Source organism: Pseudomonas paraglycinae, from assembly GCF_021601625.1.
GTDB lineage: Bacteria > Pseudomonadota > Gammaproteobacteria > Pseudomonadales > Pseudomonadaceae > Aquipseudomonas > Aquipseudomonas paraglycinae.
The window spans coordinates 128177-141947 of sequence record NZ_BQHR01000005.1; the positions used below are offsets into that span (position 1 = coordinate 128177).

Genomic DNA, 13771 nt, shown 5'->3' on the forward strand with positions numbered 1-13771 from the left:
CATGAACCGCAACAACGTGATACTCGCCGGGCTGATCGGCGCCGGCATCCAGGCCTCCCGCACCCCGGCGCTGCATGAACACGAAGGTGACGAACAGGGCCTGCGTTATCTGTACCGGCTGATCGATCTCGATCAACTGCAACTGGACAGCAACGCCCTGCCCGATCTGCTGCTGGCCGCCGAACGCATGAATTACACCGGGCTGAACATCACCTTCCCGTGCAAGCAGGCAATCATTCCGCTGCTCGATGAACTATCCCCGGAAGCCCGAGGCATCGGTGCCGTGAACACGGTGGTGCTGAAGGACGGCAAACGCGTCGGCCACAACACCGATTGCCTGGGTTTCGCAGAGGGTTTTCGTCGCGGTCTGCCAGACGTCACCCGCGAACGTGTGGTCCAGATGGGCGCCGGTGGCGCAGGCGCGGCAGTGGCCCACGCCTTGTTGAGCGAAGGCGTACAGCAACTGAGCATTTTTGATGTGGACGTGGAGCGCGCCGAAAGCCTGGCCAACAACCTCAACCAGCATTTCGGCGCTGGCCGGGCGGTTGCCGGGCATGATCTGGCGAGCACACTGAGTCAGGCGAATGGCCTGGTAAACACCACGCCGATGGGCATGGCCAAATTACCGGGCATGCCCGTGCCGGCGGCGTTGCTGCGACCCGAGTTGTGGGTGGCGGAGATCGTGTATTTCCCACTGGAAACCGAACTGCTGCGCAACGCTCGCGCCTTGGGCTGCCGAACCCTGGACGGCGGCAACATGGCGGTGTTTCAGGCGGTGAAAGCGTTTGAACTGTTCAGCGGCAGAGTGCCGGATGCGCAGCGAATGCTCGCGCATTTTCAAAGCATGAATGGATAAAACCGTGAGGGGGCGACGCCCCCTCGACTTTGGTCACGCCTGCAGGTAGCGCAGCACCGACTCGCAAATCATCTCGCGATGACGCTGCTTGATGCTTTCGTCCGGCAGGTCGATCTGAAAGATCTCACCGAACGTGTGGCGGTTCGATACGCGATAGAAGCAGAACGAACTGATCAGCAGATGCACGTCCAGCGCGTCGAGCCCGGCGCGGAACACCCCTTCTTCAGCACCGCGACGCAGAATCTCGCCCAGGGAATCGAGGATGGTGTTGTTCATCGCCTTGATCGCGTCGGAACGCTTCACGTACTCGGCGTTGTGGATGTTTTCGATGCTGACGATCCGCACGAAATCGACGTTGCGATCGTGGTGATCGAAGGTGAACTCCACCAGACGCCGGATCGCTTCCACCGGCGGCAGTTCGGCCAGGTGCAGACGGTTCTCGGTGTTGCGGATATCGCCGTAGAGCTTCTCCAGCACCTCGACGTACAACTGCTCCTTGCTGCCGAAGTAGTAATAGATCATGCGCTTGGAGGTGTGGATGCGCTCGGCGATCGCGTCGACGCGAGCGCCGGACAGACCCTGCTGGACGAACTCGACGATCGCCTCCTGCAGGATATTCTCGCGGGTCTTTTCCGGGTTGTTCTTGCGACTTTTGCGCGGCTCTACCGCTGGTAGATCGGGGGCTGCGGAAAGTTCTGAAGTCATCGTCATTGCGGGCTCACGGCCATCACTGCACAGGCTGGCGATTATGGGCCGCGCGCCCCAGTGAAGGAAGCCGCGCGACCCGTGTTTAATCCCGCGTTTACGAATTTCCTACAACTTGGCCTGGCGAACCGCACCACTGCGTGATTTGGCCATCGCCGCCAGCCGCACCGCGACGTTGGCCGCGCCATAACCGGCGTAACCGTTCTTGCGCTGGATGATCTCGAAGAAGAAACGCCCTTCGAACGGCTCGGTGTAGACGTGGAACAACTCGCCACCCTGCGCATCGCGGTCGTACAGCACGTTGTAGTACGCCAGTTCGCTGAGGAATTCGTCATCGAAATCGAAGCGCGCCGCCAGGTCGTCGTAATAGTTGAGCGGGATATCCAGCAGCGGTACGCCCGCCTCTTTCGCCCGGCTGACTTCGGCGAAGATATCGTCGCAATCGAAGGCGATGTGATGCACCCCGGAGCCGCGATAACTCGACAGCGCGTGTGAGATCGCGGTGTTGCGGTTCTCGGAAATGTTCAGCGGCAGACGGATCGAACTGTCGCGGCTACGCAGCGCGCGACTCTTCACCAAGCCATACGGATCGGGCAGCACCACTTCGTCATCGGCCTCGAAATCCAGCAGGCTCTTGTAGAACAGCACCCAGCTGTCGAGGCTGTCCGCCGGCAGCGCCATGGCCATGTGATCGATGCGCTTGAGCCCGCCGCGAGCCACCGCGTCCGGCAGCAGATTGAAGTCGGTGCCGTAGACATCCGCTTCCTGATCCACCAGGTAAATCAGGCTGCCGTCCGACGCACGCACCGCCGCCAGCTCCAGTTCGTTGGGGCCGACCAGTCCGCGATACGGCTGACCTTTATAAGCGACGGCGCGGGCCAGCGCGCTGGCGCTGTCCTTGACCCGCACGGCGGTGGCGCACAGCGACGGGCCGTGGGCCTCGAAAAAGCTGTGGCCGAACGAATAGGGTTCCGAGTTGAGGATCAGGTTGATATCGCCCTGACGCAACAGGCTGACGCTCTTGGAACGATGCTGACCGGCCTTGACGAAACCCAGCCGCTCCAGCCAGTTCGACAGCTTGGCCCCGAGGCTTTCATCCACGGCGAACTCAAGAAACTCGATGCCGTTGTACTCGCTGGCCTTCGGCGTTTCGAAGAGGATTTTGCGGTTATCCACAGGACGGATGTCCTGCTCCAGACGCTGGCGGGTTTTCTCCTCCAGGTACAGCAGCGAACGCAGACCGTCGGCCGCATTGGCCCGAGGCGGTGCGGCGCGGAAGCCGTCGTTGAAAATTTCCAGCGACAGCGGTCCGGTGTAACCACTCTGGATGATCGGTGCGAGGAAACCCGGCAGATCGAATTCGCCCTGCCCCGGGAAGCAGCGGAAATGCCGGCTCCACTCCAGCACGTCCATCGCCAGGATCGGCGCGTCGGCCATTTGCACGAAGAAAATCTTGTCGCCGGGAATCTCGGCAATCGCCCGTGGATCGCCCTTGAGCGACAAGGTGTGGAAGCTGTCGAGCAACACGCCGAGGGCCGGGTGATCGGCCTGACGCACGATGTCCCAGACCTGTTGATAAGTATTGACGTGACGGCCCCAGGCCAGCGCTTCATAACCGATACGCAGGCCACGGGCGCCGGCGCGCTCGGCCAGCAGGCGCAGGTCGTCGATGAGGATCTGTTGATCGCCAATACTGTCGGGGGAGGCATTGCTGCAGACCAGCACCAGGTCGGTGCCCAGTTCCTGCATCAGGTCGAACTTGCGCTCGGCCCGCTCCAGGTTACGGTCCAGACGATCACGGCGGCAGCCTTCGAAATCGCGGAACGGCTGGAACAGCGTGATGGCGATCCCGAGGTCGGCGCACATCTGCCGGATTTCCCGGGGGCTGCCGTCGTAATACAGAAGATCGTTCTCGAAAATCTCCACCCCGTCGAACCCGGCGGCGGCAATGGCTTCGAGTTTTTCCGGCAGGGTTCCGCTCAAGGAGACGGTGGCAATGGATCGCTGCATGTTTCAACTCCCGGTGGAGACGTCGGCTACGGAAATTGCGCCGCTTTTATAGGGTGAGCGAATTATTGGTCCCGGTTTTTCATTGAGCAATTTAAACTGTACTACCCGGTTAGTTTTGCGTGCGATTATCGAACAGAATGCCGGTTTGGCGAATTGACGATTTTTCGTCCACTGCCCAACATCCCTTTCACCTTGAGTCCGGAACTGAACCACCGGTCGCAGCGTGCACAAAAAAAGCACACCAAATAACAAATCCAAAAACGGGTGGAACACATGATTCCTTCACAGACTTCCCGCATGGCTCCGGCCATGAGCACTGCCACGGGTGGCATCGGCGACAAGATCCGCGGCGCCATGGCCGTCGGCAAGACCCGTTGGGGCATGCTGGCGCTGGTGTTTTTCGCCACCACCCTGAACTACATCGACCGCGCCGCCCTCGGCGTCATGCAGCCGATCCTCGCCAAGGAAATGAGCTGGACGGCGATGGACTACGCCAACATCAACTTCTGGTTTCAGGTCGGCTACGCGATCGGCTTCGTGCTGCAAGGACGGCTGATCGATCGGGTCGGCGTCAAGCGCGTGTTCTTCTGCGCGGTGCTGCTCTGGAGCCTGGCCACCGGCGCCCACGGCCTGGCGACCTCGGCGGTGGGCTTCATGGTCTGCCGGTTCATCCTCGGCCTGACTGAAGCGGCGAACTACCCGGCTTGTGTGAAGACCACACGCCTGTGGTTCCCGGCCGGCGAGCGCGCCGTGGCCACCGGCATCTTCAACGCCGGCACCAACGTCGGTGCGATGTTCACCCCGATGCTGCTGCCGCTGATCCTTCACGTGTGGGGCTGGCAGGCTGCGTTCCTGTGCATGTCGGCACTGGGCGGGATCTGGCTACTGTTCTGGGGCCTGAAGTATTTCAACCCGGAAGATCACCCGAGCGTGAAACAGTCGGAGCTGGAATACATCCAGAAAGAAGTCGAACCGGAACAGGCCCGCGTGCCGTTCTCGAAAATCCTGCGCATGCGCGGCACCTGGGCCTTCGCCCTCGCTTACTCGCTGACCGCGCCGGTGTTCTGGTTCTACCTGTACTGGCTGCCGCCGTTTCTCAATCAGCAATACAACCTGGGCATCAACGTTACCCAGATGGGCATTCCGCTGATCATCATCTACGTCACCGCCGACTTCGGCAGCGTGGGCGGCGGGATTCTGTCTTCGTTCCTGATCGGTCGCGGCATGAACTCGATCAAGGCGCGGCTGCTGTCGATGTTCCTGTTCGCCTGCTGCATCATCGGCGTGGTGATGGCCGCCGGCTCCGCCAACCTGTGGATCGCGGTTGCCGCCATCTCTCTGGCCATCGGCGCGCATCAGGCCTGGACCGCCAACATCTGGAGCCTGGTGATGGACTACACGCCCAAGCACATGATGAGCACGGTGTTCGGTTTCGGCGGCATGTGCGCGGCGATCGGCGGGATGTTCATGACCCAGATCGTCGGCCACATCCTGACCGTCACCAATAATAACTACACCGTGCTGTTCACCCTGATTCCGGCGATGTACTTCATCGCGCTGACCTGGATGTACTTCATGGCACCGCGCAAGATTCCTACCGTTACCGAGTAGCCCTTCAATACTAAGTAGCCCTTCAATACTAAGTAGCCTTCCTGCACTGACCGGCCTGATTTCAGGCCGGTCACGTCTTCAGCGCCGGCTCTGCTGCCACGCTGCCGCCAGTCCGCTGCAACAGATCACCGCAATCCCGATCACCGTCATCAGGGTCGGTGTGTGCGCAAACAGCAACCAGCCCAACAATCCCGCAAACACGATCTGGCAATAACCGAACGGCGCCAGCAACGCCGGCGCGGCATGGCGGAACGCCTGGGTCAGAAACAGGTGCGCGGTCATTCCGCAACTGCCCAGCGCCAGCATCAACAACGCATGCCCCAGGCTCGGCACCTGCCAGAAGAACGGCACCAGCGCACTCATCACCAGCGTGTTGCACAGCCCGGCGAAAAAGTTGCTGGTGGTCGGGCTGTCGATTTCCGCGAGCTTGCGGGTGAGCAACTGATAGAAGCAGAAAAACAGCGCCGAACAGAACGGCAACAGAATCGCCGGGGTGAACAAGTCACCGCCCGGATGGACGATGATCAGCACACCGATGAACCCGCACACCACCGCGATCCACTGACCGCGCGTCACCCGTTCCTTGAGCAGCGGCACCGACAGCGCCGTCACCAGCACCGGCGCAAGAAAGTTGACCGCCGTGGCCTCGGCTAGCGGGATATACAGCAACGCCGTGGTGAAAAACAGGCTGGTGCCCAGCAGGCACAACGCCCGCGCCAACTGCCACAACGGACGTTTGGTGCGCAGCACGCGCAACCCGGACTGCGGCAGGAAAATCCCCGCCATCAGCAGCGTGTGCACCAGATACCGCGCCCATACCACCATGACGATCGGATAAAAACCCGAAAGGTATTTCGACAGCGCGTCGTGACTGGAGAACAGGAAGGTTGCCACGACAATCAGCAAGATCCCTTTGAAGGGTTGGTTGACGCCGGAAAGCGGAGTGCTGACGGTCATTGGCTCTCTCTGAATGAAAAATAAACGGTGACGAGGACGCAGGCGCCCTCGCCCCTTGAAGCAGACTTAAAGCCGGGCCAACAATTCCCGTGTCCGGTCGATCGCCATTTGCGCCCGCTGCAAACCACTCACGCCTTGCTCCAGCAATTTGACCGTGGGAATTTCCAGACTCAGGGGAAGGTTAGCCGGAAGACTGCGCAACAAACCGATCAAGTCACAATCGCCCTCGCCGGGAAACCGTCGTTCATTGCGAGCCTGACGCAAGATCTCGGCCATGTCCGTCGGCCTCGGCCCGGCTACATCGCACAACTGTGCATAGCGCAGCCGCGAGGCCGGCACACCGTCCAGATCTTCCAGCCGCGATCCGGAACGGTCGAAGTGAAACGCATCGACCAGTACCGCCCCGTTTTCGCGCCCGGCCTTGTCGACGATGCGCAACGCCTGTTCGAGATTGCGCGCATCGGTCCATGGCATGAACTCCAGATGCGGATGCAAACCGTAGGGCGCCGCCAGATCGCAGAGTGCCGCAAAATTATCGGTGAGCCGCTGCTCGTCAGGATCGTTACCGGCGACCAGCAACTCGCTGGCACCGAACTCCGCGCCGACGCTAAGCAGTTGGTCGAAATCCGCAACCACCGTCTGCGCTTTCAAACGCAGGATTTCCACGTCGAGCACGCCGATTCCGGTGTCACGCAAACGCGCCAGTGTCTGACGCCGCAAATCGCCATCGGCTACCAATGGAAAGTGATATTCCTCGGGCGTCGCCGGCTCCAGACGCAGGCCGACATGGCTGTAACCGGCACGGGCCGCGACCTCGACCATCTCGGGTGGCGACAACTCCAGCACGGTCAGGCTGGCGAGGGATAGAATTCGTTCGTTCATGTTCAGGCCTCGATCTGCGCAGGTTCGGTGGCGCGACCGCTGGCCGCTGCTTCACGGATGGCCTCGACCAGCGCCAGAGTGCGGGCGGCATCGGCGGCACTCACCAGCGGTTCAACCTCCCGTCGCGCCACGCGGACGAAATGCTGCAACTGCAACCGCAGGGCTTCATCAGGCGTGAACGGTTCATCGACCGACAGCAACGGCTCGTGCCAACCGGCGTCCACCTGATCGGCGCTGTAATGCCAGCGCTTGAGCTGCGGAATGCTCAAGGCCCCGGCCGTTCCCGCCAGCAAGTAGCAAGGTTGATCGGCCTGGCGCGGATAGGCGGGGTTTTCCCCGGAGTTCAACTCCCAGCTCCACGGCGCCGCCACCGCATCGGAACCGGTCAGCGTACCCAGCGCTCCGCCGTCGAACTGCAGCAGGATCGCCGCGCTGTCTTCATTGGCAAAACCACGCAACGCACGGTCGGTGATCGCCTGCACCGAACGCACTTCGCCGCACAGATGACGCAGCAGATCGAGGTCGTGAATCAGATTGGTCAACAGCATGCCCGCGCCCTCTTCGCGCCGCCACGCGGTTTCGAAATACTGGTCAGGCTTGCGCAACTGGAACAACGCAGTCACCAGCGTCAGCCGCCCCAATGCTCCGCCCTTGACCAGTTCATGGGCTCGCACGATCAACGGATTGTGCCGCCGATGATGGCCAACCAGCACCGGCACGCCACTGCGTTTCACCGCCGCCACCAGTTCCCGCGCCTCATCCAGGTTTACGCCCACCGGTTTTTCCAGCAACACCGGAACACCAGCGGCGAGGCAATCCAGCGCAGTGCTGACGTGCTGATTATTCGGATTGGCGACGATCACTGCGTCTGGCCGATTTTGCTCCAGCATCTGACGGTGATCGGCGAAATGCGCCACACCCCACTCCGCCGCCAGGGCCGGTGCCTGAGGGCCGGGGTCGGCCACGGCGCATAACGCGGCCTCAGGGAGATTCTTCAGGTGCCGGTAATGTTGCTGGCCCATGTTACCGGCGCCGATCAGGGCGATGCGAAGGGGCGGGTTCAAGGTGCGATCCTCTTGTGATTGTTGTGGGAAAACTCACTCCATCAACAATTTAGAACCCGGTTCCATATTCTCACACCCGTCCGACTGAAAAGTGGGCGAACAGCGCACAGCTTCGCTTAAACGAATAACTCCGAGGCCAGACTGGCTGCCGACAATTCCTCAGTAAACGTCAGCAACAGCGGCGCCAGTTCATGCAATCGCGCCCCCGGCATTCGTGCGCTCGGCCCGGCGATGCTGAGCACGCCGATCACCCGGCCATCGGCGGGATGTTTCACCACGGCAGCAATCGCCGAAGTGCCCACCGCCGAGCTTTCTTCCACACAGGCATAACCCTGTTCACGGGCCACGCGCAGGCGTTCGAGCAGTTCAATATTGGAGCGCGGCGCGTTGGGCCCGATATCCGCCGGCACCTCCGCGCCTTGGCGTTCGACCAGCGACAACGCCTCGGCGTCGCTCATGCACGCCAGCCACGCATGGCCCGATGCGGTGTAGAACAGCGGCGCATCGCGGCCCATGTCCGGGTCGTAACGCAGACCGGTGCGGGCGCCCTGGGCCTTGGCGATCCAGGTCTGGCGCTCGCCGTCGATCACCCCAAGGCGCACCAGCTCACCGGTTTCCTGGGCCAGGCGATCCAGCACCGGCTGCACGATGTCGGCCCCGCTGCTCGACAGGTACTGAAAGCCCATCGCAACCAGTTTGGTCGACAGGTGATAACGCAACGTCTCCGGATTCTGCCGCACGTAACCCAGGCGGATCAGCTCGGCGAGCAGGCGGTGCGTCGCGCTCTTCGGAATGTCCAGTTGCTCGGCCAGGGTCTGCATCGGCAGCCCGCGCGGATCACTGGTGAGGCTTTCCAGCACGCTGAAAACCCGTTCGATTTGACTGCCGGCCATGATGCGCTCTCGGTGAAATTTCGCCGATTCTAGAAGACATCCCGAGGAATGCGAAATCTGGAACCCGGCGTCCGATAACCGCCCACTTTGCGGCGTCAGTCGGTTGATCTGCTTCGCCCGCACTGGTTATTTTCTGGAACATGATTCTAAAAACAACTGATTGCTGGAGCCCTTGCTGATGTCTGCCCTTCCCGATATCGACTGCGACGTTCTGGTGGTCGGCTCCGGCGCCGCTGGTTTGTCGGCCGCCGTCACCGCCGCCTGGCATGGCTTGAAGGTCATCGTGGTGGAAAAGGATCAGGTGTTCGGCGGCGCCACCGCGTGGTCCGGCGGCTGGGCGTGGGTGCCGTGCAATCCGCTGGCCCGGCGCGCCGGGATCGTGGAAGACGTGGAACTGCCGCGCACCTATCTGCGCCACGAACTCGGCGAGCACTACGACCCGGCGATGATCGACGCCTTCCTTGAAGCCGGCCCGCGCATGGTGGCGTTCTTCGAACAACACACCGCCCTGCAATTTGCCGACGGCAACGCCATCGCCGACATCCACGGTGAAACACCGGGCGCCGGCACCGGCGGACGCTCGGTGATTGCCGCCCCCTATGACGGACGAAAGGTCGGGCGCCTGCTCAAGCGTCTTCGCACAACCATGCGCGAAACATCGTTCATGGGCATGCCGATCATGGCCGGTGCGGACCTGTCGGCGTTTCTCAATCTGACCCGCTCGTTGTCGGCGGCCTGGCACGTGACCCGGCGTTTCACTCGCCACCTGTTGAACCTGGCGCTGCACGGCCGGGCGATGCAACTGGTCAACGGCGTGGCGCTGGTGGCGCGGCTGGCGAAGTCCGCCGAAGACCTCGGCGTACTGCTGTGGGAATCGGCGCCAGTGACGGAACTGTTGCGCGACGATTCACGCATCACCGGCGCTCGCGTGAACACCACAAAAGGCCCGGTCAATGTCCATGCCCGCAAAGCCGTGGTGCTCGCCGCTGGCGGATTTGCCAACGACATCGAGCGGCGCAAAGCCTTGTTCCCTCGCACGCCCACCGGTCATGAACATTGGGCGCTGCCTCCGCTGGCAGTCAATGGCGATGGCCTGCGACTGGGTGAAACCGTCGGAGCCCGGGTCAACACCGATGTGGCCTCGCCCGTGGCGTGGGCGCCGGTCTCGCAGGTGCCACATTCCGACGGCAGCATCGGCCATTTCCCACACATCATCGAACGCGGCAAACCGGGCGTCATCGGCGTGCTGCGCAACGGCCAGCGCTTCGTCAACGAAGCCAACGGCTATTACGACTACGTCAGCGCCATGGTCGCCGCCGCCCCCGAGGGCGAAGAGGTCGCGTCCTGGCTGATCTGCACCCGCGCGTTCCAGCGCCGTTACGGGCTCGGCATGTCTCGGCCGTTTCCGGTGCCGGTGTCAGGTTTTATCCGCAGCGGTTATCTGAAAACCGGCGATACCCTGGAGGAATTGGCCAGCGCATGCGGCATCGACGCGAAGGGTTTACGCGCCACCGTCGATGATTACAACCACCATGCCCGGCACGGCGAAGACCCGCTGTTCGGTCGCGGCTCGACCCCGTACAACCGCAAACAGGGTGATCCGGCGCAACAGCCCAATCCGTGCGTCGCTCCTATCGAACACGGCCCGTTCTACGCGGTGAAGGTGCAGCCGGGCTGCTTCGGCACCTTCGCCGGGCTCAAGGTCAACCCGCATGCGCAAGTGCTCGACGCCGAAGACTGGCCCATCGCCGGTCTCTACGCCGCCGGTGGCGACATGGCCAGCATCATGGGCGGGCATTATCCGGCGGGCGGGATCAACCTCGGCCCGGCCCTGACTTTCGGTTACATCGCAGCCCGGCACATGGCGGGCGTCACGGCTTTCGAACAGGAGATCGACCATGCAGCACATCGTTAACAGACAAGGACTGAACCTGCCAAAACTCGGCCTCGGCACCTGGCCGATGCTCGGCGACGAATGCACCCGCGCCGTGGAGCAAGCGCTGGAACTCGGTTACCGGCACATCGACACGGCAGCGGCCTACAACAACGAAGATGCAGTCGGACAGGCCCTGGCGAATACGCCGACACCCCGCGAGCAGATTCACGTCACCACCAAGGTCTGGTGGGACCAGTTGCAACCGGATGCCATGCGTCATTCGCTGGATCGCAGCCTCAAGGCCTTGCGCAGCGAGTACGTCGACCTGTTCATGATTCATTGGCCGACCACCGACTGGGACCTGCCGCGCACCCTTGAGACCCTCGCGTCGTTCAAGGAGCAAGGTTTGGCTCGCAACATCGGTGTAGCGAATTTTCCGCTGCCGCTGCTGCGCAAAGTCGTCGAGGAATACGGCATCCCTCTGTCAGCCATTCAGGTCGAGTACCACGTCCTGCTCGGACAAAACGCCCTGCTCGACTACGCCCGTCAACATGATCTGGCGCTCACGGCCTACACGCCACTGGCGCGTAACAAGGTCTCGGAGATTCCACAGATTCAGCAGATCGCCGAAAAACACGGCGTGCTGCCGACTCAAGTGGCGCTGAAGTGGCTGCTGGATCAGGACAACGTGGCGGCGATTCCCAAGGCCAGCAGCAAGACCAATCAACTGGCCAACCTGGCCTCGCTGAATGTCAAACTGGATGACGACGACCGGGCGCTGATCGCTGCGTTGTCCAAGCGCGAACGTCAGGTCAGCCCGGACTTCGCGCCGGTGTGGGATGCCTTCGACCGCTGATACCTGACCCGGCGAAAGAAATCCGCCGGCGGATTGAATTCCCGGCGCTCGCGCTCGTCAATAACAGGCCCGACCTCGTCACCCCGAGGCCGGGCCTTTGTGCGTGTGTGTGAATAGACGGACGACCGGACTGGCGCCACACTCACACACCAGCAACACTCATCACCACGATCAGACAGAGGATTCCCACATGCTATGGAAAAAAGGCCGACGCAGTGACAACGTCGTCGATGCCCGTGGCGATGACATGGGCGGTGGTGGCGGTATGCGCTTCGGCGGCGGCAAGGGCCTGAGCCTCGGGGCGATCCTGCTGATCGTCGGCATCGGCTGGATCACCGGCCAGGACCCGCTGCAGATCCTCGGCCAGCTCACCGGGCAGATGACCGAACAATCGGCCCCCACTTCGCAAACCCGTCAGGCACCGCCGGCCAACGATGAACAGGCCGAATTCGTGCGTTCGATCCTCGGCGACACCGAGGACACCTGGGGCGCGATCTTCCAGCAGGCCGGCCGGCAATATAAGGATCCGACCCTGGTGCTGTTCAGCAACCGGGTCAATTCCGCCTGCGGTCTGGCGACCTCGGCCACCGGCCCGTTCTACTGCCCGGCAGACCAGAAAGTCTATCTGGACATGGCGTTCTTCCAGGAAATGGCCCAGCGCTTCAAGGCTGCCGGCGACTTCGCCCAGGCCTACGTAATCGCTCACGAAGTCGGACATCATGTGCAGACGCTGCTCGGCGTCTCGGCGAAAATTCAGACAGCCCGCCAGCAAGGCCGGCAGATGGAAGGTGACGGCGGTCTGCTGGTGCGTCAGGAACTGCAAGCCGATTGCCTGGCCGGGGTCTGGGCCTACAACGCGCAGAAGCGTCTGAACTGGCTGGAACCGGGCGACATCGAAGAAGCCTTGAACGCAGCGAACGCCATCGGTGATGATCGCCTGCAACAACAGGGTCAGGGCCGTGTGGTGCCGGACTCGTTTACTCACGGTACGTCGGCGCAAAGGGTGCGCTGGTTCAAAACCGGATTCGCCCAGGGCCAGGTCGGCCAGTGCGATACCTTTGCGGCGAAAAACCTGTAAATGCATAAATGGCTGTTGGCTTTACTGTTCATCGGCGGCACCGCCCAAGCGGCCGGCGTCGACGCAATCAGTCCCGGGCGCCTGCAATTGCAGGCCGGCGAAATGGCGGTGGGCATCGGCCCGGCGCCGGCGAAAATCGAGCGCGTGCTGATCGTCATTCATGGCCGCCTGCGCAACGCCGAGACCTATCGCAAAAGCGGCGAAGTCGCGGCGGAACTGGCCGGGCAAACCGCCAACACCCTGGTGATCGCCCCGCAGTTTCTCAACGAAAGCGATGTGTCGCTCTACTCGCTACCCGCCAGCGTGCTGCGCTGGCAAGGCAACGAGTGGATGGGCGGCGGGTTATCCACAGGGCCGAATCCGCTGAGTTCCTACGCCGCACTGGACGAAATCGTCGGAAGGCTGAGCGATCGCAAGCAGTTTCCGGACGTGAAGCAGATCGTGATCTTCGGTCACTCCGGCGGTGCCCAGGTGGTGCAGCGTTATGCGCTGCTGGCCCAGGAACAGCCGGCGCTCAAGACCGAAGGCATTCGCTTGCGTTATGTGGTGGCCAACCCGTCGTCCTACGCCTACTTCAATGAGCAACGCCCGGTGGCCTTCGATCATGCGAAGTGCCCGGGTTTCAACCGCTGGAAGTACGGTCTGGTGGACCCGCCGATCTACGCGGGTGGGCAAACGCCCGCGCAGCTTGAAGGCCGTTACGTCAAACGCGAGGTGATTTATCTGCTGGGCCAGCAGGACACCGACCCGCAGCACCCGGCGCTGGACAAGAGCTGCGCCGCCAAAGCCCAGGGGGCTTATCGACTGGAGCGCGGCAAGCTGTTTTTCGGTTACTTGCTGCGTCGTCACCCTGAAGGGGTCAATCAGCGCCTGATCGAAGTGCCCGGGGTCGGTCATAACGGCGACGGCATGCTGACCTCGCCGGAAGGCCAGAAAGCACTGTTCGAGCAATAAAAAACGGGGGCAGAAGCCCCCGTTTTTTT

General features: G+C 62.2%; 12 protein-coding genes. 6 read left to right on the forward strand and 6 right to left on the reverse strand.

All coding sequences use genetic code 11. The annotated features are described in order from the left end of the window. Position 1: 1 nt before the first annotated feature. Complete coding sequence (locus tag L6D82_RS09310) at positions 2–856, forward strand: shikimate dehydrogenase (RefSeq protein WP_236188814.1); 855 nt, start codon at positions 2–4, stop codon at positions 854–856. Positions 857–889: 33 nt separating this feature from the next. Here L6D82_RS09310 and L6D82_RS09315 read toward each other — a convergent pair whose 3' ends face one another. After that, complete coding sequence (locus L6D82_RS09315) at positions 890–1567, reverse strand: TetR/AcrR family transcriptional regulator (protein WP_102716631.1); 678 nt, start codon at positions 1565–1567, stop codon at positions 890–892. Between the two features lie 102 nt (positions 1568–1669). Further along, positions 1670–3571, reverse strand: coding sequence for a 3-dehydroshikimate dehydratase QuiC (gene quiC / locus L6D82_RS09320; RefSeq protein WP_236188817.1), 1902 nt, complete (start codon positions 3569–3571; stop codon positions 1670–1672). A 273-nt stretch (positions 3572–3844) separates the two neighbouring features. Here quiC and L6D82_RS09325 point away from each other — a divergent pair, with 273 nt between their 5' ends. Further along, complete coding sequence (locus L6D82_RS09325; RefSeq protein WP_007958787.1) at positions 3845–5182, forward strand: MFS transporter; 1338 nt, start codon at positions 3845–3847, stop codon at positions 5180–5182. Positions 5183–5260: 78 nt separating this feature from the next. Here L6D82_RS09325 and L6D82_RS09330 read toward each other — a convergent pair whose 3' ends face one another. The 4 genes from L6D82_RS09330 to L6D82_RS09345 all read right to left on the reverse strand — a co-directional run bounded on the left by L6D82_RS09330 (position 5261) and on the right by L6D82_RS09345 (position 8978). Next, entirely contained in the window at positions 5261–6139 is an 879-nt protein-coding gene (locus L6D82_RS09330; protein ID WP_007958785.1) for a DMT family transporter, read from the reverse strand. A gap of 66 nt (positions 6140–6205) precedes the next feature. Continuing rightward, entirely contained in the window at positions 6206–7021 is an 816-nt protein-coding gene (locus L6D82_RS09335) for a sugar phosphate isomerase/epimerase family protein (RefSeq protein ID WP_236188819.1), read from the reverse strand. Positions 7022–7023: 2 nt separating this feature from the next. Beyond that, on the reverse strand, positions 7024–8085 hold the full coding sequence (locus tag L6D82_RS09340) for a Gfo/Idh/MocA family protein (RefSeq protein WP_236188825.1): 1062 nt from the start codon (positions 8083–8085) through the stop codon (positions 7024–7026). A 116-nt stretch (positions 8086–8201) separates the two neighbouring features. Beyond that, positions 8202–8978 carry an IclR family transcriptional regulator gene (locus L6D82_RS09345; RefSeq protein ID WP_011336050.1) on the reverse strand — a complete coding sequence of 259 codons (777 nt, stop codon included), beginning with the start codon at positions 8976–8978 and terminating at the stop codon, positions 8202–8204. Positions 8979–9156: 178 nt separating this feature from the next. Between L6D82_RS09345 and L6D82_RS09350 the strand changes: the two genes are divergently transcribed. From L6D82_RS09350 to L6D82_RS09365, 4 genes are all read left to right on the forward strand, one after another. After that, positions 9157–10893, forward strand: coding sequence for an FAD-dependent oxidoreductase (locus L6D82_RS09350; RefSeq protein WP_178082620.1), 1737 nt, complete (start codon positions 9157–9159; stop codon positions 10891–10893). Further along, positions 10877–11710, forward strand: a complete 834-nt coding sequence (locus tag L6D82_RS09355) for an aldo/keto reductase (RefSeq protein ID WP_134020997.1) — start codon at positions 10877–10879, stop codon at positions 11708–11710. The genes L6D82_RS09350 and L6D82_RS09355 overlap by 17 nt, the downstream gene beginning before the upstream one ends. A 190-nt stretch (positions 11711–11900) precedes the next feature. Then, complete coding sequence (gene ypfJ, locus L6D82_RS09360) at positions 11901–12788, forward strand: KPN_02809 family neutral zinc metallopeptidase (protein WP_039771788.1); 888 nt, start codon at positions 11901–11903, stop codon at positions 12786–12788. After that, positions 12789–13742 carry a hypothetical protein gene (locus L6D82_RS09365; protein WP_085612583.1) on the forward strand — a complete coding sequence of 318 codons (954 nt, stop codon included), beginning with the start codon at positions 12789–12791 and terminating at the stop codon, positions 13740–13742. Positions 13743–13771 lie beyond the last annotated feature (29 nt).